This window comes from Pseudorhodobacter turbinis, assembly GCF_005234135.1.
GTDB lineage: Bacteria > Pseudomonadota > Alphaproteobacteria > Rhodobacterales > Rhodobacteraceae > Pseudorhodobacter > Pseudorhodobacter turbinis.
Genome location: NZ_CP039965.1, coordinates 1,417,501 through 1,439,558, shown reverse-complemented (window position 1 = coordinate 1,439,558; position 22,058 = coordinate 1,417,501). Strand labels below are relative to the sequence as shown.

General features: G+C 56.3%; 24 protein-coding genes, 1 tRNA gene, 2 rRNA genes and 6 pseudogenes (1 of these 33 running past the window's edge). 16 read left to right on the top strand and 17 right to left on the bottom strand.

Features of this window, described 5'->3' with window-relative positions; translation table 11 throughout:
* Window positions 1-2 precede the first annotated feature (2 nt).
* The 4 genes from EOK75_RS20975 (at window position 3) to EOK75_RS20970 (ending at window position 1,356) form a co-directional block, all read left to right on the top strand.
* Window positions 3-143, top strand: a complete 141-nt coding sequence (locus EOK75_RS20975) for a hypothetical protein (RefSeq protein WP_168199309.1) — start codon at window positions 3-5, stop codon at window positions 141-143.
* Entirely contained in the window at window positions 140-430 is a 291-nt protein-coding gene (locus EOK75_RS19420; protein ID WP_137195645.1) for a DUF6127 family protein, read from the top strand. The genes EOK75_RS20975 and EOK75_RS19420 overlap by 4 nt, the downstream gene beginning before the upstream one ends.
* Window positions 431-521: 91 nt before the next feature.
* Window positions 522-1,175 (top strand): NlpC/P60 family protein, encoded by a 654-nt coding sequence (locus tag EOK75_RS19415; protein ID WP_137195644.1) that lies wholly within the window; start codon window positions 522-524, stop codon window positions 1,173-1,175.
* 13 nt (window positions 1,176-1,188) lie between these two features.
* Window positions 1,189-1,356: a Pam3-gp28 family putative phage holin gene (locus tag EOK75_RS20970; protein ID WP_168199308.1), complete on the top strand. Its 168-nt coding sequence runs from the start codon at window positions 1,189-1,191 to the stop codon at window positions 1,354-1,356.
* 167 nt (window positions 1,357-1,523) lie between these two features.
* On the opposite strand, the gene EOK75_RS19410 is transcribed toward EOK75_RS20970, so the two are convergent.
* Window positions 1,524-2,444: a LysR family transcriptional regulator gene (locus tag EOK75_RS19410; protein ID WP_137195643.1), complete on the bottom strand. Its 921-nt coding sequence runs from the start codon at window positions 2,442-2,444 to the stop codon at window positions 1,524-1,526.
* Window positions 2,445-2,540: 96 nt separating this feature from the next.
* Here EOK75_RS19410 and EOK75_RS19405 point away from each other — a divergent pair, with 96 nt between their 5' ends.
* The 4 genes and pseudogenes from EOK75_RS19405 to EOK75_RS19390 all read left to right on the top strand — a co-directional run.
* Entirely contained in the window at window positions 2,541-2,972 is a 432-nt protein-coding gene (locus EOK75_RS19405; protein WP_137195642.1) for a DoxX family protein, read from the top strand.
* 34 nt (window positions 2,973-3,006) lie between these two features.
* Entirely contained in the window at window positions 3,007-3,588 is a 582-nt protein-coding gene (locus EOK75_RS19400) for an NADPH-dependent FMN reductase (RefSeq protein WP_137195880.1), read from the top strand.
* Window positions 3,589-3,629: 41 nt separating this feature from the next.
* Complete coding sequence (locus EOK75_RS19395; protein ID WP_137195641.1) at window positions 3,630-4,370, top strand: pirin family protein; 741 nt, start codon at window positions 3,630-3,632, stop codon at window positions 4,368-4,370.
* A gap of 73 nt (window positions 4,371-4,443) precedes the next feature.
* Window positions 4,444-4,692 (top strand): annotated as a pseudogene (locus EOK75_RS19390) (pirin family protein); the annotation flags it as partial.
* Between the two features lie 105 nt (window positions 4,693-4,797).
* Here the strand turns inward: EOK75_RS19390 and EOK75_RS19385 are convergent.
* Window positions 4,798-5,529, bottom strand: a pseudogene (locus EOK75_RS19385) (IS1595 family transposase); the annotation flags it as partial.
* Window positions 5,503-5,757, bottom strand: a pseudogene (locus EOK75_RS21955) (hypothetical protein); the annotation flags it as partial. The pseudogenes EOK75_RS19385 and EOK75_RS21955, both read right to left, overlap by 27 nt.
* Here EOK75_RS21955 and EOK75_RS19380 point away from each other — a divergent pair.
* The 7 genes from EOK75_RS19380 to EOK75_RS19350 all read left to right on the top strand — a co-directional run bounded on the left by EOK75_RS19380 (window position 5,732) and on the right by EOK75_RS19350 (window position 11,041).
* Window positions 5,732-6,568 carry a pirin family protein gene (locus EOK75_RS19380; RefSeq protein ID WP_137195639.1) on the top strand — a complete coding sequence of 279 codons (837 nt, stop codon included), beginning with the start codon at window positions 5,732-5,734 and terminating at the stop codon, window positions 6,566-6,568. The pseudogene EOK75_RS21955 and the gene EOK75_RS19380 overlap by 26 nt on opposite strands.
* Window positions 6,569-7,071: 503 nt before the next feature.
* Window positions 7,072-7,380, top strand: coding sequence for a BufA1 family periplasmic bufferin-type metallophore (locus EOK75_RS19375; RefSeq protein WP_137195638.1), 309 nt, complete (start codon window positions 7,072-7,074; stop codon window positions 7,378-7,380).
* Window positions 7,381-7,447: 67 nt separating this feature from the next.
* Window positions 7,448-8,287 carry an MNIO family bufferin maturase gene (gene bufB, locus EOK75_RS19370; protein ID WP_137195637.1) on the top strand — a complete coding sequence of 280 codons (840 nt, stop codon included), beginning with the start codon at window positions 7,448-7,450 and terminating at the stop codon, window positions 8,285-8,287.
* Complete coding sequence (locus tag EOK75_RS19365; RefSeq protein ID WP_137195636.1) at window positions 8,284-9,012, top strand: HvfC/BufC N-terminal domain-containing protein; 729 nt, start codon at window positions 8,284-8,286, stop codon at window positions 9,010-9,012. Before bufB ends, EOK75_RS19365 begins: the two co-directional genes overlap by 4 nt.
* 13 nt (window positions 9,013-9,025) lie before the next feature.
* Window positions 9,026-9,586: a DoxX family protein gene (locus EOK75_RS19360; RefSeq protein WP_240794100.1), complete on the top strand. Its 561-nt coding sequence runs from the start codon at window positions 9,026-9,028 to the stop codon at window positions 9,584-9,586.
* Window positions 9,579-10,556 (top strand): DUF3179 domain-containing protein, encoded by a 978-nt coding sequence (locus EOK75_RS19355; RefSeq protein ID WP_137195635.1) that lies wholly within the window; start codon window positions 9,579-9,581, stop codon window positions 10,554-10,556. Before EOK75_RS19360 ends, EOK75_RS19355 begins: the two co-directional genes overlap by 8 nt.
* A gap of 113 nt (window positions 10,557-10,669) precedes the next feature.
* Window positions 10,670-11,041, top strand: a complete 372-nt coding sequence (locus tag EOK75_RS19350) for a hypothetical protein (protein ID WP_137195634.1) — start codon at window positions 10,670-10,672, stop codon at window positions 11,039-11,041.
* Here EOK75_RS19350 and EOK75_RS19345 read toward each other — a convergent pair.
* The 10 genes and pseudogenes from EOK75_RS19345 to EOK75_RS19300 form a co-directional block, all read right to left on the bottom strand.
* The gene (locus tag EOK75_RS19345) at window positions 11,006-11,824 is read right to left on the bottom strand and encodes a YiiX/YebB-like N1pC/P60 family cysteine hydrolase (RefSeq protein ID WP_137195633.1); all 819 of its coding nucleotides are present in this window, start codon (window positions 11,822-11,824) and stop codon (window positions 11,006-11,008) included. The genes EOK75_RS19350 and EOK75_RS19345 overlap by 36 nt on opposite strands.
* A 59-nt stretch (window positions 11,825-11,883) precedes the next feature.
* Window positions 11,884-12,873: a YeeE/YedE thiosulfate transporter family protein gene (locus EOK75_RS19340; RefSeq protein ID WP_137195632.1), complete on the bottom strand. Its 990-nt coding sequence runs from the start codon at window positions 12,871-12,873 to the stop codon at window positions 11,884-11,886.
* 31 nt (window positions 12,874-12,904) lie between these two features.
* Window positions 12,905-13,447 carry a hypothetical protein gene (locus EOK75_RS19335; RefSeq protein ID WP_240794099.1) on the bottom strand — a complete coding sequence of 181 codons (543 nt, stop codon included), beginning with the start codon at window positions 13,445-13,447 and terminating at the stop codon, window positions 12,905-12,907.
* 366 nt (window positions 13,448-13,813) lie between these two features.
* The gene (locus EOK75_RS19330; RefSeq protein ID WP_137195631.1) at window positions 13,814-14,686 is read right to left on the bottom strand and encodes an acetoacetate decarboxylase; all 873 of its coding nucleotides are present in this window, start codon (window positions 14,684-14,686) and stop codon (window positions 13,814-13,816) included.
* A gap of 22 nt (window positions 14,687-14,708) precedes the next feature.
* On the bottom strand, window positions 14,709-15,926 hold the full coding sequence (locus tag EOK75_RS19325) for a bifunctional alpha/beta hydrolase/OsmC family protein (RefSeq protein ID WP_137195630.1): 1,218 nt from the start codon (window positions 15,924-15,926) through the stop codon (window positions 14,709-14,711).
* A 62-nt stretch (window positions 15,927-15,988) separates the two neighbouring features.
* On the bottom strand, window positions 15,989-16,426 hold the full coding sequence (locus EOK75_RS19320; RefSeq protein ID WP_137195629.1) for a DUF6789 family protein: 438 nt from the start codon (window positions 16,424-16,426) through the stop codon (window positions 15,989-15,991).
* A gap of 35 nt (window positions 16,427-16,461) precedes the next feature.
* Complete coding sequence (locus tag EOK75_RS19315) at window positions 16,462-16,701, bottom strand: zf-HC2 domain-containing protein (protein ID WP_137195628.1); 240 nt, start codon at window positions 16,699-16,701, stop codon at window positions 16,462-16,464.
* A gap of 107 nt (window positions 16,702-16,808) precedes the next feature.
* The gene (locus tag EOK75_RS19310; RefSeq protein WP_168199307.1) at window positions 16,809-17,408 is read right to left on the bottom strand and encodes an RNA polymerase sigma factor; all 600 of its coding nucleotides are present in this window, start codon (window positions 17,406-17,408) and stop codon (window positions 16,809-16,811) included.
* Window positions 17,409-17,658: 250 nt separating this feature from the next.
* Window positions 17,659-18,564 (bottom strand): annotated as a pseudogene (locus tag EOK75_RS19305) (IS3 family transposase); the annotation flags it as partial.
* Window positions 18,565-18,606: 42 nt separating this feature from the next.
* A protein-coding gene (locus EOK75_RS19300; RefSeq protein WP_137192138.1) for an IS3 family transposase occupies window positions 18,607-19,694 on the bottom strand; the annotation gives its coding sequence in 2 pieces (ribosomal slippage) (window positions 18,607-19,433 and window positions 19,433-19,694; 1,089 coding nt in all).
* Window positions 19,695-19,765: 71 nt separating this feature from the next.
* Between EOK75_RS19300 and EOK75_RS19295 the strand changes: the two are divergent.
* Window positions 19,766-19,972 (top strand): annotated as a pseudogene (locus tag EOK75_RS19295) (IS110 family transposase); the annotation flags it as partial.
* Here EOK75_RS19295 and EOK75_RS19290 read toward each other — a convergent pair.
* From EOK75_RS19290 to EOK75_RS19275, 4 genes and pseudogenes are all read right to left on the bottom strand, one after another.
* Window positions 19,952-20,425: pseudogene (locus tag EOK75_RS19290) on the bottom strand (hypothetical protein); the annotation flags it as partial. The pseudogenes EOK75_RS19295 and EOK75_RS19290 overlap by 21 nt on opposite strands.
* Window positions 20,426-20,586: 161 nt before the next feature.
* Window positions 20,587-20,663: transfer RNA gene (locus EOK75_RS19285), tRNA-Met, on the bottom strand.
* 91 nt (window positions 20,664-20,754) lie between these two features.
* Window positions 20,755-20,869 (bottom strand): 5S ribosomal RNA (rrf, locus tag EOK75_RS19280).
* A 175-nt stretch (window positions 20,870-21,044) separates the two neighbouring features.
* Window positions 21,045-22,058, bottom strand: a 23S ribosomal RNA gene (locus tag EOK75_RS19275) (it continues 1,820 nt past the right edge of the window).

Sequence of the window (22,058 nt, the reverse complement as noted above, 5' to 3'; positions counted from 1 at the left end):
GCGTGAACTATGACGCGCCGCCCCTGACCGTGCCGATGGTCGCGCCAAAGGCATTCTATTCCACTTGGGCCGTGAACCCGACCGACAACAGCGCCTGGACCAGCCTCACGCTCCCAAGCGAAGTCGGGATCGTCTCGGCATGAGCCCGCACCGGTCCGGTCAGAACCACGTCCGCATGCCCGATGTCGAATTTGAGGAATTGCTGGCCCGGGCGGCAGAAGAAGGCGCAAAGCGCGCCCTCGCCGATGTCGGGCTCGATGGCAAGGAAGCCGCCCCCGATATCCGGGATCTGCGCGCCCTTCTCGATGCCATCCGCTTTGTGCGTCGCACCGCCGTTCAAAGCGCGGTTCAACTCATCACCACTGGTATTATCTTGACGCTGCTCGCAGGCATCGCGCTGAAGATGAAGGTTTTTGGCCAGGGTGGCTGAGCTGCGCGCCGCACCGTTTTACATAGCCCACCCGAACCCGCCTTCATGGCGGGTTTTTTCTTGCCCGGTGACGGGCGAAAGGAACCACATCATGACGACCGACACTCGCGACCCCATCCGGCTGATCCAGAACGGCCTGCAACAACTGGGGCATGCCCCTGGCACTATCGATGGTCTCTGGGGGTCGCGCACAGCCCGCGCAATAAAAGCACTGCTGGCGGCCAATGGTCGCGCGGCCTCCCAGGCACCGCTGGGCCCATTGCCCTGGATCACTGAAGCCAAATCCGCGTTTGGCCGCCACGAGGCCCGCGATCGGTCCTGGTTGATGGATTGGCTCAAACGCGATGGCCGAAGTTTGGGCGACCCGTCAAAAAACCCTTGGTGCGGCGATTTCGTGGAAACCTGCATTCGTATGGGGTTACCGGACGAGCCTTTGCTAGGTGCGCTGGGGATCAATCCCTATTGGGCGCGAAACTGGCTCTTGTTCGGGCAAGCGGTCCAGCCGGTGACAGGCGCCGTTTTGGTCTTCGCCCGCGGGTCTGGCGGTCATGTCGGCTTCGCCATCGGTCAGGACGACACGCATTTCTACGTGCTCGGCGGCAACCAATCCGATGCCGTCACCATCGCCCGCATCGCCAAGTCACGCCTGCTCGGCGCGCGCTGGCCAGCAACGTTTCCGCCCCGTCCGCAGCGCCTGCCAACCATGAGGCCGGGCGAATACCTCGCAACCACCAATGAAATCTGAACAGGAGAAAATCATGCTGAAACCTGCAATTCTGGCGCTGCTGCGCCAAGTTCTGACGGTCGCTGGCACTGCTCTCGTCGCCAAGGGATATGTCGAAGCCTCTGATGTTGAGCCCGTGATTGGCGCGTTGCTGACCATTGGGTCGGTCGTCTGGTCGGTGGCTGACAAGCGTGCGCGATAGGACCAGTTGCAGCGGTGCGGTCATTCAGGGCATTCAGCTTGAATGACCGCACTGCCGGACAAAACGTGCCTTCATTGTAATCCATTCAACAGCTGCTTTCTGGTGGAATCGGTACTGTCGTAAAACACTCATTCTTGCGGCAGCCGAGGTCCATGTTTGGGTCTTGTTCAAGTCAGCCAAGGAAGCTGCTTTGTAGTTGCAACCAGATGGTCGACAAGCAGACGCAACCTTGTCGATTGAAACCGGTTTGGCGGAAACACTGCGTAGATTTCTCGTTTGGGCGATGTTGCGAAGTCAGGCAACACATGTTGGAGGCGGCGGCTTTCCAGATGTTCGGCAACATAAAAGATCGGAAGCAGAACGATCCCGATGTTCTGCAACGCGGCCCGGCACAAAATGGCACCAGAGTCCGCTTTGAAACTGCCCTGCAACGCAACCTGACCAATCTCGCCCGCGCTATTGGTATATCGCCATTCATGCGGCCCCCGGTTTCCGGTGAATGCGAGGGCATTGTGTTTTGTAAGGTCGGCAGGGATTTGTGGCGTTCCGTGAGTGCGAAGATATTCGGGGCTAGCGCAAAGTACGAGCGGGCAGTCTGCCATGCGTCGGGCGATTAATGATGTATCCTTTAAATATCCGATGCGTACGACCAGATCGAACCGTTCGGCTGCGACATCTACCAGTCGGTCATCGAGGTTCACGTCCAGTTCAACCTCTGGATATTGAGCTGCGAAATGCGCAATAGCATCACCGAAATATTTGATGCCAAGACTTTGCGGCAGGCTGACCTTGAGCGGACCACGGGGGCGCGACTTTAGCTCGTTGATCTCGTCTTCCGCTTCTTTCAAGTCTTCCAAAGCTCGCGCCGCACGCTCAAAATACAGCGTTCCTTCTTCCGTCGGAGACACATTTCGGGTCGTGCGGTTCAGCAATTTGACCTGCAAATCCTGTTCAAGGTTTTGGATCTGCTTGGACACCGCAGAGCTGGTGATGCCCAAAGCCTGCGCGGCGCCTGCAAAACTAGCGGCCTTAACCACAGCGATAAATACGCCAACGCGAGAGATGTGATCCATATCATTATCAACCAAATGGAATGAGTAAACTTCTAAGCGACAGTATTATCAATTCAATCATCACATGCAATATCGGTTCCAGAACAAGTTACCCACTTCTGGAGGAATATTATGAAACAGCAAAACGAACTCAACTACGGCGCACTCATTGTCCGCGTTTCCCTTGGCGTTGTCCTCCTAGCCCACGGGCTTTTGAAGGTCTATGTTTTCACAATCCCCGGCACGGTTGGCTATTTTGACAGCCTGGGACTGCCTGCGATTGCGGCCTATCTGACCATTTTCGCAGAACTTGCGGGCGGTACTGCCCTTGTTCTGGGCCTCTACTCCCGCCTTGTTGCAGCGCTTTCCTTGCCGCTTTTGATTGGCTCTGTCTGGGCCCACGCCGCGAACGGCTGGTTGTTTAGCGCACCAAATGGCGGTTGGGAATTCCCATTGCTGCTGGTGGCCCTCGCTGTCGCGGTCACGGCTCAAGGTGGCGGTGCCTTTGCCTTGCGCAAGCTGCCAGTGGTCGATGGGTTTTTGCCAGAAGCATTAAAGCCCTAAATTGAGAACAAAGATAACACAGAAAGCCAAGACAATGACAAAGCTCCTTATCTTCGCGGGCAGTGCTCGCAAGGCGTCCACCAATAAACAGCTCGCAGCCTTGGCTGCGCGCACCGCAAAAGAAGCTGGCGCAGAGGTCACTTTGATCGACCTCGCAGATTTTGACATGCCTATTTACAATGGCGATATCGAAGCGGACACAGGCTTGCCTGAGAATGCCAAACGCCTGAAGCAGTTGTTCGTTGAACACGACGGCTTCTTCATCGCATCGCCTGAATACAACAGCTCGATCTCTGCCTTATTGAAAAACGCGCTGGACTGGATTTCGCGCCCTCATACTGAAAACGAACCGGGCCTCTGGGCCTTTCAGGGTAAGGTTGCAGCCATCGGCTCCGTATCCCCTGGTGCTTTGGGCGGACTGCGCGGCCTTGTGCCATTGCGCATGATGCTGAGTAACATCGGTGTGACCGTTGTGCCGAGCCAAGTCGCTGTGTCAGACGGTTTCAACGCCTTTGACAAGGGTGGCGCACTGACCGCAGACATGACTGCGGGAATGCTGAAGGCGACCGTGGCGCAATTGGTTGGAACAACAGGAGCGTTGAAGCGCGACGCCTAATACGCAGCCCCTTGGCATGCGTTTTCAAAAGGAATGAACATATGACACGTCATCAGAATATCACGACACAAAACGCCCTTACCTTCACCAAGCGGCCTGCCGTTGAGCGCGGTAAAGCTGACTTTGGCTGGCTCAAGTCCGCGCATAGCTTTAGCTTTGGTCAGTATTACGACCCCAACCATCTTGGCTTCGGCAATCTGATCGTCATCAACGACGACCTTGTCGATGGCGGCAAAGGATTTGGCGCGCATCCCCACAAGAACGCGGAGATTTTTTCCTATGTGATGGGTGGTGCGCTTGAGCACAAAGACAGCATGGGCAACGGCTCGGTCGTTGGGACAGGTGGCGTGCAATACATGAGCGCAGGATCAGGTGTGACGCACTCTGAATTTAACCCATCTGCGACCGATGAAATGCGCTTCTTGCAGGTCTGGCTGGTGCCCGAGGTGGAAAACACGCAGCCGACTTATGATACGATGGATCTGACGTCTGCTGACAAAGACGGCAAACTGAAGCTGTTTCTGTCAAAAGATGGACGTGACGGGTCGATGAAAACGCAAGCCGATGCCAGCGTCTACGCGGCCACATTGAGCGGGGATCAAATGATCACGCAGGACCTGACTGCGGGACGAAAAGCATGGGTTCAAGTCGCAGGTGGGTCGGTCCGCGTAAACGAAATCATTTTGAACAAAGGTGATGGACTCGCGATTGACGGAACAGGCGCGTTGACGTTTGATCAAGGCAAAGACGCAGAGTTTCTATTCTTCGACCTCGCACCATAAGTGCCAAAGCGCTGGCGGTAAATTCACCGCCAGTGTGCCTTTATGCCACCGCCGCCCCAATAGGAGAGCCGTTATGAGCTGGAATCCGATCCAAAACCCTGAATGCCCTGAGTCTGACACCAATAGTATCGAAACGCTGATTATTCCTCGCGCACGTGACATTGGCGGCTTCGACGTACGCCGTGCATTGCCCGCTCCCGACCGGCAGATGGTCGGTCCTTTCATCTTCTTCGACCAAATGGGTCCGGCTGAGTTCATTGACGAGGGCGGCATCGATGTGCGCCCGCACCCGCATATCGGGTTGGGAACCGTCACTTACCTTTAGGTTGTGTCGCTATATCGTGTTGGGAATGTTCGCGCTTCCTATTCAGGCTGCTGCGAGGATGCTCCGAAATGCGGCTTCGGGCTTGATCTTGGCGCGAAGAAGGAACCAGCGCAGATAGCGATGGAGATATTTCGTCGCTGGTCCGCAGAACGGCCGGATAAAAGCATCATATCGCGCGTGCAACGCATTGACGTTCTGGATGTGAAACGCACCGGCGACGACACGTTTCCCAGGTTTGTTCGAGACCTCGTAGTGTGTGAGGCTGTGCTTTTTGCAGAAAGCGCGATATGCCCTCATACCATCGCTACATAACACCGCATCATCTGGAACAATCGGCGCCAGAGCGATTTCGATTGTCCGGTTTCGACGGTTTGCGATCGGTGCGAAGAGACGCCTGCCGCCCCGATCCATCACCGTCAGCAAAGGAATCTGCCACTGCGAGAGGCCACGTGCCATCTTGATCCGTCCGCTGCGATAAACATACCACTGCGGCCGAGGCGGCGCGGGATGCTGGTTAGAGTTAGCCGCGTGATTTGCCCATTCACGAGAGCCCTTCCGGCTTTCTCGCTGATAGGTCTCATCGACCTCCACAACGCCAGAGAAATCCTTGTCACAAGCCTCTGCAAGTGACTCCAGAATGATCATCCGCCACCGCCATATCGTATCTTTCGTAAGCCCAAGACGCGCGGCGAGCTTGCGACACGAGAGGGGCGTGTCCGATAGCATATTCCGAATAACCTCCAAGAAAAGATCGTGCCGGTGCAGTCCGCAGATCTGGGTTCCGGTCAGCCCAGAGTAAGTTCGCAAACAGCAGTCGCAACGATATCGCTGCACACCGGTTCGTGTCTGCCCCCATTTCTGGCGACCATCTTCGCTGCAATACGGACACTTGCGTTCTTGTTCTGTTCGTGTCTCTATTTCAGCCAGTGCCGCCCGTCTCTGACGGACATCGTGCGTCCGTGAAAGGAGATCCTCGATCTGTCGTGGGGTAAGGTGGATGATCCGATTGAGGAACTCACGGAATGCGTGCTGACTGATGTTTCTGGTTTGCTTCAATGACACGGAGGCCTCCGGTTTATTGCGACCAGAGTGGGATATTGGCCATTTCTGGCAAAACGAAGGCCGACCAACACGATATCAAGACACAGCCTACCTTTATGAGGGGGAATTCGAACATCGCGACAGCCTTGGTACCCACCAGATGATTTATCCCGGCGAGGTGAACTGGATGACGGCGGGCAAAGGCGTCACCCACTCTGAGCGGACCAGCGACGCGACACGCGCCAAGCAAAACAAACTGTTCGGTATCCAGACGTGGCTTGCTTTGCCATCGGACAAAGAAGAAATGGAGCCGGACTTTGAACATCACAAGGAAGGCGCCCTGCCGCTGATCACCGACACAGGCACCCGCGCGCACTTGATCCTCGGCACTGCCTACGGCGAAACCAGCCCTGTTACGATGCAGTCGGAAACCTTTTATCTGGACGTCGTGCTTGAGGCAGGAAAGTCCTTTCCGCTGCCCGACGATCAAGAGGATCGCGGTGTGTATGTCAGTGAAGGCAGCGTCGAAATTGCTGGTGACCTGTTTGAAAAAGGCCGCATGATGGTGTTCCGCCCAGGCGATAAGATGACGCTAAAGGCAGGTCCAAAGGGCGCACGTTTCATGGCCCTTGGCGGTGCGACGCTGAACGAAAAGCGCTATCTGTGGTGGAACTTCGTCTCATCCTCGAAAGACCGTATCGAGCAGGCAAAGGAAGACTGGAAAGCAGGCGACTGGGAAAACGGCCCGTTCAAATTGCCGCCCGGTGACGACGCTGAATTTATCCCGATCACCCCGGAACTTGACCGTACAAAACCAAAAGACTGGCCTTAAATAAGATAACTCGCGATCAATGTATGCTCTACTGGCTGAGGTTGGTAGAGCATACGGGAAAACCTTATTTGTCGTTGGAACTAGACACCGAAAGCGGGCCCTCGTGCGTGCCGCAGCTTCGGTCATATTGGGCTCATTTTAGACCTTCGCTGCATCCATCGCGAACGTCCGCTCCCGTCAGCGGCTTACTGAACCTTCACCGGCTGCAGCATGTCATCGGTGTCGAGCTTTAGCACACTTCGCCACAGGGGCGTCTTGAAGACGTGATGCACATGCCTGGACGGCAAGGATTAATTCGCGCGCAACCATTCCTAAGCACAGGAAAATTGTCGGGGCTTTTTTCAGTACGCTGAAAGATGACGAGTGCAGGCTCAGAGAAATATCGATCTGCGGTTGAAACGCCATGGTTCACCTGTTCGTGACCTGTGTAACGGCTGGCGCACTGGCGTGTCATATGAGGGAAGGCGCTGGTGCCTTTGCTTTGTTCAATTGGAGAAAACCTGATGACGAGTCATCCAAAAAACCTGATAATCGCTGGCGCCTTGGCAGCTGGTTTGGCGGCACATTTCGCTGGGCCGGCACAGGCCCAGGAAATGGAAAAGTGCTTTGGCGTCGCCTTGGCGGGGCAGAATGACTGCGCGGCGGGCGCTGGCACCACCTGTGCAGGCACTTCGAAGGTCGATTACCAGGGAAATTCGTGGAAAATGGTACCCGCGGGAACCTGTCTGACCATGGAGCTTCCTGCTTCGGCTGACGGCGTTGCGCGCACCGGCGCCATGGAAGCCCTGGAGCGGGATCTTCCCGCAGCCTGAAGCATTATCCTGATTGAAGCCGCCTCGGATGGCGGCTTCAAATCCCCCTTAACGTCCGAGTACCCCCATGATCAACGCTCTGCCCAACACTGCCGGAGTCGGTTTCAAATCCGAGCATTTTTCCGATCTGGTCACGCCCGGCGCTGTTGGGTGGCTTGAGATTCACGCCGAGAATTATATGCTGGACGGTGGCCCTCGGCTGGCGATGCTGCGCGATCTGGCCACGCGCTTTGCGATATCGGTGCATGGCGTCGGCCTGTCAATTGGCGGCATGGCCGCGCTGGACCGGGACCATCTGGCGCGGTTGCGCCATTTGGTCGATTGGCTGAACCCCGCCAGCTTTTCCGAGCATCTTGCCTGGTCCACCCATGAAGGTGCCTATTTCAACGACTTGCTTCCGCTGCCCTATACCGCTGAAACGCTGGCATTGGTTTCGGCCCATGTTGATCAGGTGCAACAGGTTTTGGGCCGCAAGATGTTGCTGGAGAACCCCTCCAGCTATCTGCGCTTTACCGAAAGTACGCTCTCCGAAACCGACTTCCTAGCCGCCGTCGTTGATCGCACTGGCTGCGGGCTTTTGCTGGATGTGAACAATGTTTTCATCTCGGCTACCAATCTTGGATTGGACCCGCGCGACTATATCGCGGACTTTCCGCTAGAGGCCGTCGGGGAAATTCACCTTGGCGGACATGACGCGCAAATCGACAACGCCGGCACGCCTGTGCTGATCGACACCCACGGTGCGCCAGTGGCTGATCCGGTCTGGCAGCTTTATGGCGATGTGATCGCCCTAACAGGGCCAAGGCCGACCTTGATCGAATGGGACAATGACGTGCCGCCCTTTGCCGTGCTTGAGGCCGAAGCCGCGCGTGCCGCAACGCTTTTGCAGGGCAGGAAAGCGGCATGATCACATTTTCCGAATTTGCCGCAGCCCTGACCGCACCGGAATTGCCCCGGCCTGCCGACCTGATTGACGCATCCGGCCGCCAGGCCACAAGCCGTTATGACATCTATCGCAACAACGTCACCGTCGGATTGACCGACGCGCTCGCCGCGAATTTCCCTGTGGTGCGCGACCTTGTTGGGCCCGAATTCTTTTCGGCTATGGCGCGCGAATATCTGCGCCACCATCCGCCACGGCTGCCGATTATGGCGTTATACGGCGATGATTTTGCAGATTGGCTTGTGACCTTCGCACCCGTTTCCAGCTTGCCCTATCTTCCGGGCGTGGCACGGTTGGAGGCTTTGCGGCGCCACGCCACCCATGCGGCGGATGCCACGCCATTGGAACCCACAGCACTGGCCGAAGTATCGCCAGAGAAATTGGGCGGGTTGCGGTTGCGACCGCACCCCTCAGCGCGATGGCTGACCGACGCCCAACCCGTGCTGGCCATCTGGAACCGTCACAATGGTCAAACCGAAGCCAACGATCCGGCTGGCGAGATTTTGTTGTGCCGCCCCGCGATGATGGTGTTGCAAGTCGCAGCCCCTGCGGGAACCTGCGCCACAATGGACGCGCTTGCCGCCGGTTTGCCATTGCGAAAGGCGCTGCCCACCAATGCCGATCACGGCGCAATCTTTGCCGCTATTTTTGCGACCTGCGCCCTGCAGGCGATGCCACAACCACATTGAAAAGGACAGACCCATGAAGCTTGCCATGTTCGCCCCGCTGTTTTCAGCCTCATCTCAGGTCTCCGACCGGACCGGCTCTGCGCTTTCGCTGCTTGTCCGGCTGGCATTTGCTTCGGTGCTGCTGCCATTTTTTCTGAACTCGCTTCTAACCAAGGTCGACGGCTTTGGGCTCTCGACCGGGGCCTATGTGCAAATCTTGCCAACCTACATGGAGTCGGTCGGCTATGATGCCTCACAGGTGCCTGTGGCGCTGAAGCTGGTTGTTTTGGCTGGAACGCTGGCAGAGCTGGCGCTGCCACTGATGATCCTGATCGGGCTTGGCACCCGGCTGGCCGCCTTTGGGATGATCGGGTTTGTGGCGGTTATGAGCCTTACCGACATTTATGGCCACGGAATTGACGCGGCCACCGTCGGGGCGTTTTTTGACACCGATCCTTACGGACTGATTGCCGACCAGCGATTGCTATGGGCTGTCTTGATGGTGATGCTGATGGTTGTTGGTGGCGGGCGGCTTTCGGCGGATGCCTTTGTATCGCGCTGGCTGCGCTCTGCATCTGTGCCCGCCCATGCTTGAGCGCCCCCCCTTTCGCAGCATTTTGGCGGCGACCGTGATGTCGCTCGTGATCGCGGGCAGCGCAACGGCGCAAGATTTTAGCGCCGCCTGGCCGAACACCGATTTCAGTCGCAGCACGATCCAGATGGATGAGGTGATGTCCGGCGGCCCGCCAAAGGACGGCATTCCGGCACTGTCGGACCCCGGCTTTCGCCCGGCAGCACAGGAAACCCGTCTGGCTCCGCGTGAGCCGGTGATCACTTTCGCCCCTGATGGTGCCACGGCGCGAGCCTATCCGGTGCGCTATCTGATGTGGCATGAAATTGTGAACGACACGGTTGAAGGCCAGCCGATTGCGGTTACGTTTTGCCCGCTGTGCAACACCGGTATCGTGTTTTCCCGTCGCCTGAACGGCAAGACCCTCAGCTTTGGTGTGTCGGGCCTGCTGCGCAATTCAGATATGGTGATGTATGACCGAGAAAGCGAAAGCTGGTGGCAGCAAGCGACTGGGTTGGGCATCGTCGGATATTACGCGGGTCAGGAATTGACGCAGTTGCCCGCATGGATGGAAAGCTGGGAAAGTTTCCGCGCAGCCCATCCCGATGGTCAGGTAATGGACGAACCCAACTGGCGCCGCGCCTATGGGCAGAACCCCTATGTCAGCTATGACAGTTCAATCCAGCCGTTCCTTTATGACGGAGCGCCGCCGCCGCATGGCATCGCACCCTTGGCCCGTGTGATCCGCGTTGGCAATCGGGCTTGGCCTATGGAACGGGTGCGGGCAGCGGGCAGTTTGACCGAGGCTGGCGTAACGATCACTTGGCAAAAGGGCCAAGCCTCGGCCTTGGATAGCGCCAACATTGGTGCGGGGGCAGAGGTGGGTAATATTCGCGTACGCGATGCCGCAGGTCGCGACGTGGTCCATGACATTCCGTTCGCATTTGCGTTTCATGCGTTCTTTCCAGATGGGGTTTGGATGCTTGGAAATTGAATAAAGCGGCTATCTGACATGCCTGCAAAAGCAAACATATGCACCGTGACGGTTGGCAACCAGACAGGCGGTGTAATGCGCGCCGGGATTAAATTGCAAGGAATGAGGACCATATGAGACTTGAGCATCTGGCAAGTCTGGCCATCACCTTAGCGATGATTATGGCCAGTGTGCTTGGCTTACCCGAAGCACTGGGCGCACATCCGTTGTGGGCGGTAAAAACCGGCGGTATCGGCAGCCTTGGCGGCTTGGGCATTTATGCGGCCTTGCGAATGTCGGGGGTGCGTCCAGCAGTTTTGGCCGCCCTTGCGGGTATAGGGCTGTTGGCCACGGTATATGCTATATCTCAAGGCAAGCTGATCTTTGCCGCATCTTTGGCCGAAAACGCAATTGCGGGTCGGGTTTGGTTTTTTGGTTGGTTCGGCGTGATGGCGGCAGCCTGTGTTTTGCTATGCAGCCTCGCCGCTTGTGCCTTGCGGCGGTAAGGCGTCGGCAGGTTCGCTGTCGCTCCATTCCAACAAGTGATAGTCGAACCCCGGCGCCAGATGCGGTTTGATGATTTTGAAATAGGGCGACAGATCAAAGTCGCGCGGGGTGAACAACGAGTGGTGCCGGATGTGTAAAATCTCATGGCGCGCGTAGTTCGATCCTGGTCGCGCCTTAACCTCACGGATGTCTGGCAAGATGGGGTAGCGTACCGATTGAAACGCCCGGGCAATCAGCGAAGAACAAATTGCCCGCGTCGGATCGCCGGAGCCAAAAGCCAGCATTTTCCGTCGCCAGCGTACCGGAACCGGTGGCGTTGGAAAAAAATAGCGCAACAAATCAAAGATGTTGCGCAAGTCGTATTTCAGCCCCAGCCGCGCCGTCATAAAATCTGTCACAGCGGCACATTCCTGGGGTGTCAGGCCAACGGGGCGGCATATCCGAGTGTTGTAATTGACATACTTGCTCAACGGGGCGCTGACACAGCCTTCGCCAAGATTGACTTCAACCAGCCTATGTTTTTCACCGGCTTCGCTAGATGTTGGTAATTGATCACCAACATACATTGCCGCATGCGACCAAGTGGATTGCGTCAAGTATTTGATGGCATTTGATATTCTCTCACGCCCCTCCACTAGCAACACGTCCCCGGGACGCAGGGCCTGACAAAGCGTGTCAAGATCTGACGGTGTGAAGGGCTTGTAGCCTTGGCTGGGTCGATTGAGCTTGCGTGCCAATGCATGACCGAAACGGTCCAATAACCCTGTTCGCGCTGTGGTCATGCAACATCTCCCTATTCATCATCGCCTCAGTACAAGGGACCCGCCCAAACGCGGATTTGTTACAGGGTCGCGCGGCAAATGTCGTTATTGCAGCGAATTGCCATCAATGGCCGACCAAAGGCGCGCAAGATGACAAGGGCGACCCCACTCCCCAAACAAATACCAAGCCAAGCGGGTAATGCATGAGGCGACAGGGCTGGCATACCAAACAGGATCAGCCCGTCATTGCCGCCAGGAATAAGCACTGACCCAGCCCCCATCGCCACCCCAGCAGACCCATGCCGCAAAGCCGCTGCAAGCCTGATCCGGCGAATGCGAAACGAGCCGCGCAGCATCGCTGAAACAGCAATGCCTATTGCAGCGGCTGCTGAGATCGCAAACACCGATGACGGATTTTCGCAACTGGCAAGCGGGACTGCATGGGTCGTACAGATCAGCGCCGAGGTAAAAGACCAAGGTCCGGTCAGCAACAGCAACCCGACATTGGCGACCGCAATCACCGCGACGGAAAATGACAGCGGCCAATGCGCTGATTGCAACATCGCCATGCCCTCATCACCAAATCGCTTGAAGATGCGCGTCACCTCCCAAAGCACCCAAGGTGCTAGTGGCAGCAGCAACCAGCCCGATAAATGCCGTGCGGCGAGTGGTGCATATTGCAGATCGGGAATCGCCAGATGGATAGCGGCCATTCCTATCGGCCACCCGATAAGGGTGAACAGCATTACCAAATGCCCTTCGGCCAGCCGCGCCAACGTTGAGAAGCTGCAAGCCCCGTTTGCCCCGGCACCTAAGCCAAACAAAACGCCGCCAATCAGTGCGGGGCCGTTCAACGGCCATTGCCCCAAGGTTGGGGCAATGCCCAAAGCCCCGGCAAATGATAAAAGTGCCATCGTCCACAACGAAGTCTTGGCGAAGGACCACAAAAACCAGCCACGCCGGGTGGTAAGCACCTCGGCCACCGCCTTGACGGTGCAAAGCCCGGCCCGATGCGCCGAGATCCCGAGGATCAATCCCAAGAGCAGGGACGCGGATAGGACTGACGACATAAGACCCCGACGCTGGCTGGATCACGCGGGCCTAGTTGGCTAGATGGTCAGAGGTGAAAACCATATCGTCACCCGCGCTTTTGTGGCAGGCGATGCAACCCTCATCCATGCCTTTGGCAACCTGACCCGCCAATGCCATGCCATCCGGCGTTTTATCTAGCGCGCCGTCTGGAAGATATTTCACCCAGAACCAGTCCTTATCTTCGGGGTCATAGCCCGCCTCACGGCGAAACATCACCGTGTAGGCCCCAAGATGTTTTTCCGGTTCGCGCAGGGCTTGATCTGCTGTCACACCTTCTGGGCCGAAATTGCGTTTGACGATCAGGTCCCCCTCGTGGTCGCCGATCGTGGCTTTTGTGTAGAAGGTTTCCAGCATCATACCGTGCGGATCAGTCCCTTCATATGGCGTGCTTCGGATCATGCCGGGGCCAACGAGTTTGTTGGCCTTCATCACGTCCCAAATCAGCTTTGCATAGTCTGCGTCGGCTTGCGATCCAAACGGCATGTCTTGCGCTTGCGCTGCATTCCCCGCCAAAGCGACCGCCAGAACAACGGATATCATTGATCGTTTCATATTAGTTCCTCCCATTGAATGTATCTTTAAGACTACCGAGAGGGGGCGTTGTTTCACCAAAGGCGTTCACGTTTAAGTGTGCCAGGCAGCAGAAACGCGATTAATGTCCACCCGTTCTAAAATAAGCAATACACTGTGTTTTCTCCCCTACTTATCAATAATTAGGCAAAACTCTTTCAACGGACTAAATGCACCTAGTGACAATTGCTTTCTCTGCGGTTCTTTTGGTTGCACTACTTCCCTGCAAAATGCTTGCAGGGCAAATTTGCGTAACGAATGGCGCAACATCAGCACTACTTTTTACTGCAGAAAACCACGATGGCGACCGGGTTAGTGCAATGTTGGCCCCGAATGAAACGCTTTGCGTCAAGGACGGCACACCCTCCGGAGGCACCATAGCGGCGTTTGAAAACCAAACTCGGTTTGAAGGCTGTTCGCGTCTGATAGGTCCCGCAGGCCAAGACACACTTTTATCCTACGCGGCCTTTGACCGCTGCCGATGGGAATCACATGACTATTGAACCGCAGACGCCGGGTAGGGGCACCGCTTTTTTGCGCAGTGCCTTGCGGTTGGCACTTCTTATTGCGCTGGCCTATGGCGCTCATCTTTTGATTAACTGGGCCAATAACTTGGCCCACAATGATCATCCCGGCGCACAAATCTGGATGATGGCGGTTCTGCTTGTGGTCTACGCCGTTTTGATAGCCACACCTTTCGTGCCGGGGGTTGAGATCGGGCTGACTCTGCTGATGATGGAAGGGGCATGGATTGCGCCATTTATCTACTTGTCCACTTTTGCAGGTTTGATGCTGGCCTACCCGCTCGCCGCCATAGTGCAACGTGCCGGTCAGCGTATCGGTGCGCACCTCCAGCTTTGGTTCACCCCAGCGTTTGGGAAAGCCCCAGATCTCGCGGCCGGCCGAGATCGGCGGCTCGTCGTTCAAAAACATCATCGCGGTGTAGTTCACCGGCTCGCCATGCAGCAGGCAGGGGATGACCACCCCAGATTCCTGACACGACCCGAAGCCGGTGCTGTCAGGCATGGTGATCCATTCGTAATGCACATGGTTTGATCCATCGGGCACTAGCGGTTCCGGCACCATCGCACGGATGGCCTGCGCGTCAGACTCGTAGGTGATGATCAAGTATTCCCGCCCCATAAAGCGGTAGGGTCCGCGCGGATAGCTTGGGTTGGATGGCGGCATTGCCGTCAGTGCCAGAACGTCGGTCGGTGTCATGGGTGGTTCCTCTCGCGGCCCGTCAGGTCAGTTTGGTTTCGATGATCGCCTGCCCGTGCAACGTGCGATGCACCGGGCATTTATCGGCGATGGCCAAAAGGGCCGCGCGTTGATCGACGGTCAAATCGCCTTCCAGCCGGATGTCACGGTGGAAGACATCAATCTTGGGTTCGGTCTTGTCGCAATCTTCGCAGTCTTCGGTGTGGCATTTGTTATGCGCCACATCGCAGGCTACATGATCCAGCGGGATGCCCTTGCGGCGGGCATAAAGCCTGATCGTCATCGTGGTGCAGGCACCAAGAGCTGCCGATAGCAATTGATAGGGGCTTGGCCCCAGATCGGTACCGCCCATTGAGGTGGGTTCATCCGCCACCAACTGATGCACGCCGCCGATGGTGATATCTTGCCGGAACCCCGATGCCTCGGCCTCGGGGTTCCGCACGACGCCTTCTGGGAAGTCGGGTTTGACGGGTTCAGGGGCCATGTCCAGATAGCGCGATGACCAGCTTGAAATCAGGTCAGCCACATATTCGGCATCCGCCTCGCGGCTGATTAGATGATCGGCATCATCCAGCGAGACAAAACTTTTCGGGTGCTTGGCCGCACTGAAAATGGCATTGGCATTTTCAATGCCAACGACCGCGTCGCGCGGGGCATGGAGAACAAGCAAGGCTGCCCCCAAACGCGGCAGGGCGTCGGCCAGTGACGCTTGCGAAACATCGTCTAAAAATTGCTGCCGAATTTCAATATCGCGCCCTGCAAGACTGACCATGGCCTTACCCTTGTCGCGGATCTCGTCCAGCTTTCCACCAAAATTATGCGCCACATGCGCGGGATCAAACGGCGCGCCGATGCTCACCACCGCCCGCAGCGATTTGATTTGAGGGGCTGCTTTCAAGGTCGCAGCGCCGCCCAATGAATGCCCGATCAAAAGTTGCGCAGGCATCCCCCGACCATCCATCCACGCAGCGGCGGCCAGCAAATCAGCAACATTTGACGAAAAGTTGGTATTGGCGAATTCCCCCGCAGAATGCCCCAAGCCGGTAAAGTCAAAGCGCAGAACGGCGATGCCCAACGCTGCCAATCGCCCCGAAATCCTCCGCGCCGCAGCAATGTCTTTGGAGCAGGTAAAGCAATGCGCCAGCACTGCAGCCGCCCGTACCGGGCCTTCGGGCAGATCAAGCCGGGCCGCAAGCATAGCTCCGCCAGCCCCCGGAAAATGGATTTTTTCGCTATGCATGGTTTTTCCAATTCAAAAGGCCGGATCGGCCATATGCCGACCCCAGCTGTTCGACGCGGCCCTTAGTGAAAGGCGGCTTTCGGTGCCGCAAGCATGTGGAACACGGTTCCAAGCACTGCCCCAAAGACAATGTGCAGCACCAGTGTCATGATCGGTGCCATCATTCCAAAGGCCATGCCAAAGAGGCCAGCCCCTGCCATCGGCATCACCATCATCATCATGCCAAGCCATGCGGCTATGCCAAAGACGATGCCTTTGACCAAAGCGGTATTGCCCGGGATCAGCGCGTAAAGCAGGGCGAAACCACCACCCCAAGCCAGTGTTCCGATCATGAAATGGCCCAGCCAGCCAATAAGAGCAGATACGCCCATCATCGCGCTGAGCATGGCGATCACGTCCAGTTCAGGCATCACGCCCATCATTCCTTTGGCCACCATCATCAGTGACAAAACGACAGTTGCTACAAACCCGGCCACAAGGCCAGCTACGATATTATTCATTTTATGGTCCTTTCGCGGGGGCCTTAGCCGCCCTGTTACTTGCCTTCGCGAAGCGTCGAGAGGATTGCGCTGATGCGGCCATCATCGGCCTCGTCGAGCTTTGACTGTGCCACAGCAATTCTAGTCAAATCACGCGTTGTGCGCACCTGATTGACAAACTGTTCGCAGCCTTTGCACATCGCGAGGTGCAGGCGCATCTGGAGCGATTCCCAAGTGCTCAGTTCCCCATCGATCAGGTCGCTGGCGCGGGCCGCTACTTCCTTGCAGCTTAGCATCTTACGGTGTCCTTTTCCTTTGCTTCACGATGATAAGACACGTGGCTAAGCATATCGTTACAGGTTTCGCAAAAATAAGTTCCAATGACCAACATATAAAAGACCTCTCACATCAGGCCATCAAGAGTTCTGCGTATAGACAGTCGCGCACGGTGCAGCTGTACCCGCATGTTTCCTTCTGTTATGTCCAAAATCGCGCAAACCTCTGCCGGTTCCAATTCTTGCTGCCCGCGCAAGATCAGAACTGCGCGCTGCCCCGTTGGCAATGCGTCAATCGCCGCATTCACATGGTTCAAGACATTTCGTCCAGCCAAAATACGTTCGGGTGTCAGCTCTTCCCACAGCTCGGGCATATCTTTCCAACGCCCGCGCCCATCAAAAGCGGCTGCAAGATTATCGTCCTCGCCGCCGCCATCGAAGGAAACGGACCGCCCATCGCGCTGCGCACGGGTCTTGGCCTTGTTAATCAGGATTGTGAATATCCATCCGGCGAGCGATGACCGTGCCTCAAACTTTGCAATGTTTTTCAGTACCGCGATCCAAGTATCTTGCACGACCTCTTCCGCAGTGGCCCGGTTTTGCACGATCCCTGCACCGACACGGATCAGGGATGCGTTGTGCATCCTGTAGACGTGTTCGAACGCAGACCTGTCACCGGCGACAAGACACTCGATCAGCGTAGTTTCCGTATCAAAACGATCCTGCACCTGCCCCCCTGCGTTGCGTGTTGTTACTTTGGGGATTGGCTGAACTGAAAGTCCAGCAATGAGTTCTCTGGACAACGCTTTGTGAAGACTTGTAACTTGAGCTTGGCTTTCTCGGGCCGTCTTTTTAGCGTGTCAGTCGCCGCCTGATGAGTGCGATATCAGGTCGCTGAACCATCCGCAGCGATCGACGCTAAACAATTAGAATCTGGATCACTGTGGAGTGCCCCCATCGGGTGGTCCAGTTTGAATGTTAGTGCATGGTGGGCCTCTGGTCTATCGGCATCATGCTTTCCGGCGCCGGTGGGCGATAGCCCAAGGCGCTGTGGGGCCTGACAGTATTGTAATGGTGGCGCCAGCGCTCGATCAGGATCTGCGCTTCGCGTAAAGTGTAGAAGACCTCACCATTGAGCAGCTCATCCGTTGCCCGGCAGCGGTTTGCTTGCAAACCGTGAGAGGGGCGGAAGCGGGCATTGAAGCTTTCACAGTATCCGTTTTCCCAAGGCGATCCTGGCGTGATGAAGGCTGTCTTAGCACCTACCGCCCCGATCCAAGCCCTTACCTTTTTGGCGATAAATTCGGCGCCATTATCGGACCTTATAAACTCGGGCGGGCCACGTAGTATGAACAGATCAGTCAACGCGTCGACCACATCCGTTGAATTGAGCCTGCGTTTGACTTTGATAGCTAGGGCCTCCTTGGTGAACTCGTCAATGATATTCAACGTGCGAAAGATGCGCCCGTCATGGGTGCGATCTTGAACGAAGTCGTATGACCAAACATGGTTGCGGCGTTCTGGCCGCAGCCGGACGCAAGAGCCGTCATTCAGCCAGAGCCGACCCTTCTTTGGTTGTTTTTGCGGGACTTTTAGCCCTTCTCGTCGCCAGATCCGCTCTACCGTTGCCCGGCAGCGGTTTGCCCGCAAACCGCGAGAGGGGCGCTTATGATTTACGTGCCAGCCGCCGTTATTCAGCAGACCCGCGATCATACGATAACCGTATCGTCCGAATTCTTTCGTCAATGCGATAATATCCTCGGTAAGCCGTTCTTCATCAGGCAAGCCACATGGCACTTTGCGCTGCGTCGAACGATGTTGGCCGAGTGTGCGGCAAATCCTGCGCTCAGATACGCTGAGGGTTTGCCGCACATGATCGATGCATAGGGTAATCGCCCCCTTTTTAACGGGGTGCATCTGTAGAACTTACGCGGCCATTTTCAGTTTCATAGCGGGTGTGATGCCGCCGATGCCCATGTTCGGGCGGTCGTTGTTATATGTCCAGAGCCATTGTGTGGCCTGATCCTGAGCCTCCTCGATGCTTTCGATGATGTATTGATCCAGCCATTCATGCCGAACCGTCCGGTTGTAGCGCTCGACATAGGCGTTCTGCTGGGGCTGTCCGGGTTGGATGTGCTGGATCGTAACACTATGTTTCTCAGCCCATTTTCTCAGTGTTTCGCTGATATATTCCGGCCCATTGTCGACCCTGATCGTGCCCGGTTTTCCGCGCCATTCGATAATGCGATCAAGGCTGCGGATGACCCGTTCGGCAGGGAGCGAGAAATCAACCTCGATCCCCAGCCCTTCGCGGTTGAAGTCGTCCAACACATTCAAAAGCCGAAAAGCCCTGCCGTCGCCGAGGCGATCCGCCATGAAGTCCATGGACCAGGTCACATTCGGTCTGTTCGGGACCGCCAGAACGTCAGGCTTCTCCCGTTTCAGCCGCTTGCGCGGCTTGATGCGCAGGTTCAGTTCCAGCTCACAGTAGATCCGGTAGACCCGCTTGTGGTTCCACGGATGCCCCTTCACGTTGCGCAAATGCAGGAAACACAGGCCAAATCCCCAAGTCTTGCGCGCATCCGTCAGCCCTGTCAGCAGATCGGCGATCACCTCGTTCTCGTCTTTCAGCTTCGGGCTGTAACGATAGCAGGTCTCGCTGACCTCGAAGGCCCGGCACGCCAGCGCGATGCTGACGCCCCGTCGCTCTACCGCCGTTTCGGCCATCTCGCGGCGCTGAGATGGCCCCGTTACTTTTTTCCGAGGGCTTCCTTCAATAAGTCCGCCTGCATGCTCAGATCTGCATACATCCGCTTCAGCCTGCGGTTCTCTTCCTCCATGGCTTTCATCTGGCTGACCATGGATGCATCCATGCCACCATACTTCGCACGCCATTTGTAAAACGACGCATTGCTCATGCCATGTTCACGGCAAAGCTCGGCCACCGGCACACCACCTTCGGCTTGGCGCAGGATCGCAAGGATCTGGGGTTCGCTATATCTGGTCATTTTCATTCAAAATCTCCTCGTTCATCTTGCCGAGAAAATTCTACTTCCGCAGCCCCTTACTTTCGGGGGGGATTACCATCCCACCGGCCTACGTGAAGCCGTTTGTGAAGCGCCAGAAGAACGACATGGCCGATGCGGAGGCGATTGCCGAGGCCGCGTCTCGGCCAACTATGCGGTTCGTTGCGGTGAAAAGCGAAGAACAGCAGGGGGCGGCTATGGTTTATCGCACCCGCGACCTACTGGTTCGACAACGCACCCAGACGATCAACGCGCTGCGGGCTCACCCAGACGTCCCATTTGCCGAAGGGGCGCTCTTCAAAGCGGGCGTAGGACGCATGATCGAGCCGTAGGACAAAGAAGGGGATCAGCTCGGCAAACAGCTTGCCCGGCGTCTGCGCCAGTTCTGCGCCGCGCTTGGTCAGCTTAAAATCGCCTTTGAAGTGACGCCCCAAACGGAGGGTGATCAGCAAGTAGTGCAGCACTTCGAGCGGCAGGAACTCATACTCATTGATGACCTTGTTATAGCGGAACATGTCTTCAGCGCTGCTTCCAGGCCAATCAAAATGCTCTACCGCCCAATGCACAAAGACGCGTTTGAACGCCTTCGTTTTAGTCAAACCGATTGCGCCGTGCTCCTGCGCATACTGCAGCGTCAGCAGCGTCAGCAGCGCCGCGCACAGCAAGGGCGACTGCGCGAGGTCTGGATGGTCATTGGGAAGGGTGCGGAACTCGATCATTCGGCGATGTTGCCACGGGGGATTGCCCCGTCGCAAACGCAAAAGGCCCCCTGGGTTTCAGGGGGGCTCTGTAAACGTTGACGTGGCGTTGACGTAAAACGGGTGTGCTTATACACAAGCGAAACGCTCAACATTTAAGTCTTTGATATCATTTAGGATTTTGGTTGCGGGGGTAGGATTTGAACCTACGACCTTCAGGTTATGAGCCTGACGAGCTACCGGGCTGCTCCACCCCGCGACGGTTGGGCGCTTTGTTGGGCCCTATAGTGCCCCTTGTGTAGGATTGGGGTCATTTTTGTCATCGTTATGAGAGATACGTTTCTTACTAGGTTTGGCGGTGACCTACTCTCCCACGTCTTAAGACGCAGTACCATTGGCGCGGCGGCACTTAACTGCCGAGTTCGGGAAGGGATCGGGTGTTTTGCTCGCGCTATGACCACCAAACCGAGAAAGAAACGTTTTCCTGAGGTATTCAGGAAGTAACAACATCAGTGATAAAGCTATGCGGCTTTATCATTGTTCCATGTTCTTACACTGCCGTCACTTTGTGACGTAGTGATGTTTGCTTTTGACTTTATTTCCGAATGCTTGGTTCATATGAACCTTGCTTTTTCTGGATCAAATCAAGCCTATCGAGCAATTAGTACCAGTCAACTGAATGCATTGCTGCACTTACATCTCTGGCCTATCGACGTGGTGGTCTTCCACGGCTCTCAAGGGAGATCTTGTTTTGAAGGGGGCTTCCCGCTTAGATGCCTTCAGCGGTTATCCTGTCCGTTCATAGCTACCCAGCACTACCATTGGCATGATAACTGGTCCACCAGTGGAACGTTCACCCCGGTCCTCTCGTACTAGGGGCAACTCTTCTCAAATCTCCTACACCCACGGCAGATAGGGACCGAACTGTCTCACGACGTTCTAAACCCAGCTCACGTACCTCTTTAAACGGCGAACAGCCGTACCCTTGGGACCTGCTCCAGCCCCAGGATGAGATGAGCCGACATCGAGGTGCCAAACGATGCCGTCGATATGGACTCTTGGGCATCATCAGCCTGTTATCCCCAGCGTACCTTTTATCCGTTGAGCGATGGCCCTTCCACTCGGGACCACCGGATCACTATGACCGACTTTCGTCTCTGCTCGACTTGTCAGTCTTGCAGTCAGGCTGGCTTCTGCCATTGCACTCAACGAGCGATTTCCGACCGCTCTGAGCCAACCTTCGCGCGCCTCCGTTACACTTTAGGAGGCGACCGCCCCAGTCAAACTACCCACCACGCAGGGTCCCGGATCCGGATAACGGACCGCGGTTAGACATCAAGAGTAAGAAGGGTGGTATCTCAAGGGAGGCTCCACGAGAACTAGCGTTCCCGCTTCAATGCCTACCACCTATCCTGCACATCTCAATCCTGATGCCAGTGCGAAGCTATAGTAAAGGTGCATGGGGTCTTTCCGTCTAACCGCGGGAAGTGTGCATCTTGACACACAGTTCAATTTCGCTGAGTCCACATCAGAGACAGCGGGGAGATCGTTACGCCATTCGTGCAGGTCGGAACTTACCCGACAAGGAATTTCGCTACCTTAGGACCGTTATAGTTACGGCCGCCGTTTACTGGGGCTTCAATTCAGAGCTTGC

Excerpts from the sequence above, each read along its gene's own strand:
- EOK75_RS19405 (WP_137195642.1), top strand. The coding sequence starts at position 2,541 with ATGAAACAGCAAAACGAACTCAACTACGGCGCACTCATTGTCCGCGTT.
- EOK75_RS20970 (WP_168199308.1), top strand. The coding sequence starts at position 1,189 with ATGCTGAAACCTGCAATTCTGGCGCTGCTGCGCCAAGTTCTGACGGTC.
- EOK75_RS19400 (WP_137195880.1), top strand. The coding sequence starts at position 3,007 with ATGACAAAGCTCCTTATCTTCGCGGGCAGTGCTCGCAAGGCGTCCACC.
- EOK75_RS19335 (WP_240794099.1), bottom strand. The coding sequence starts at position 13,447 with ATGAAACGATCAATGATATCCGTTGTTCTGGCGGTCGCTTTGGCGGGG.
- EOK75_RS19320 (WP_137195629.1), bottom strand. The coding sequence starts at position 16,426 with ATGAATAATATCGTAGCTGGCCTTGTGGCCGGGTTTGTAGCAACTGTC.
- EOK75_RS19340 (WP_137195632.1), bottom strand. The coding sequence starts at position 12,873 with ATGTCGTCAGTCCTATCCGCGTCCCTGCTCTTGGGATTGATCCTCGGG.
- EOK75_RS19380 (WP_137195639.1), top strand. The coding sequence starts at position 5,732 with ATGTTTCTGGTTTGCTTCAATGACACGGAGGCCTCCGGTTTATTGCGA.
- EOK75_RS19360 (WP_240794100.1), top strand. The coding sequence starts at position 9,026 with ATGAAGCTTGCCATGTTCGCCCCGCTGTTTTCAGCCTCATCTCAGGTC.
- EOK75_RS19345 (WP_137195633.1), bottom strand. The coding sequence starts at position 11,824 with ATGACCACAGCGCGAACAGGGTTATTGGACCGTTTCGGTCATGCATTG.
- EOK75_RS19415 (WP_137195644.1), top strand. The coding sequence starts at position 522 with ATGACGACCGACACTCGCGACCCCATCCGGCTGATCCAGAACGGCCTG.
- EOK75_RS19375 (WP_137195638.1), top strand. The coding sequence starts at position 7,072 with ATGACGAGTCATCCAAAAAACCTGATAATCGCTGGCGCCTTGGCAGCT.
- EOK75_RS19315 (WP_137195628.1), bottom strand. The coding sequence starts at position 16,701 with ATGCTAAGCTGCAAGGAAGTAGCGGCCCGCGCCAGCGACCTGATCGAT.
- bufB (WP_137195637.1), top strand. The coding sequence starts at position 7,448 with ATGATCAACGCTCTGCCCAACACTGCCGGAGTCGGTTTCAAATCCGAG.
- EOK75_RS19355 (WP_137195635.1), top strand. The coding sequence starts at position 9,579 with ATGCTTGAGCGCCCCCCCTTTCGCAGCATTTTGGCGGCGACCGTGATG.
- EOK75_RS19330 (WP_137195631.1), bottom strand. The coding sequence starts at position 14,686 with ATGACACCGACCGACGTTCTGGCACTGACGGCAATGCCGCCATCCAAC.
- EOK75_RS19350 (WP_137195634.1), top strand. The coding sequence starts at position 10,670 with ATGAGACTTGAGCATCTGGCAAGTCTGGCCATCACCTTAGCGATGATT.
- EOK75_RS19365 (WP_137195636.1), top strand. The coding sequence starts at position 8,284 with ATGATCACATTTTCCGAATTTGCCGCAGCCCTGACCGCACCGGAATTG.
- EOK75_RS19395 (WP_137195641.1), top strand. The coding sequence starts at position 3,630 with ATGACACGTCATCAGAATATCACGACACAAAACGCCCTTACCTTCACC.
- EOK75_RS19420 (WP_137195645.1), top strand. The coding sequence starts at position 140 with ATGAGCCCGCACCGGTCCGGTCAGAACCACGTCCGCATGCCCGATGTC.
- EOK75_RS19325 (WP_137195630.1), bottom strand. The coding sequence starts at position 15,926 with ATGCATAGCGAAAAAATCCATTTTCCGGGGGCTGGCGGAGCTATGCTT.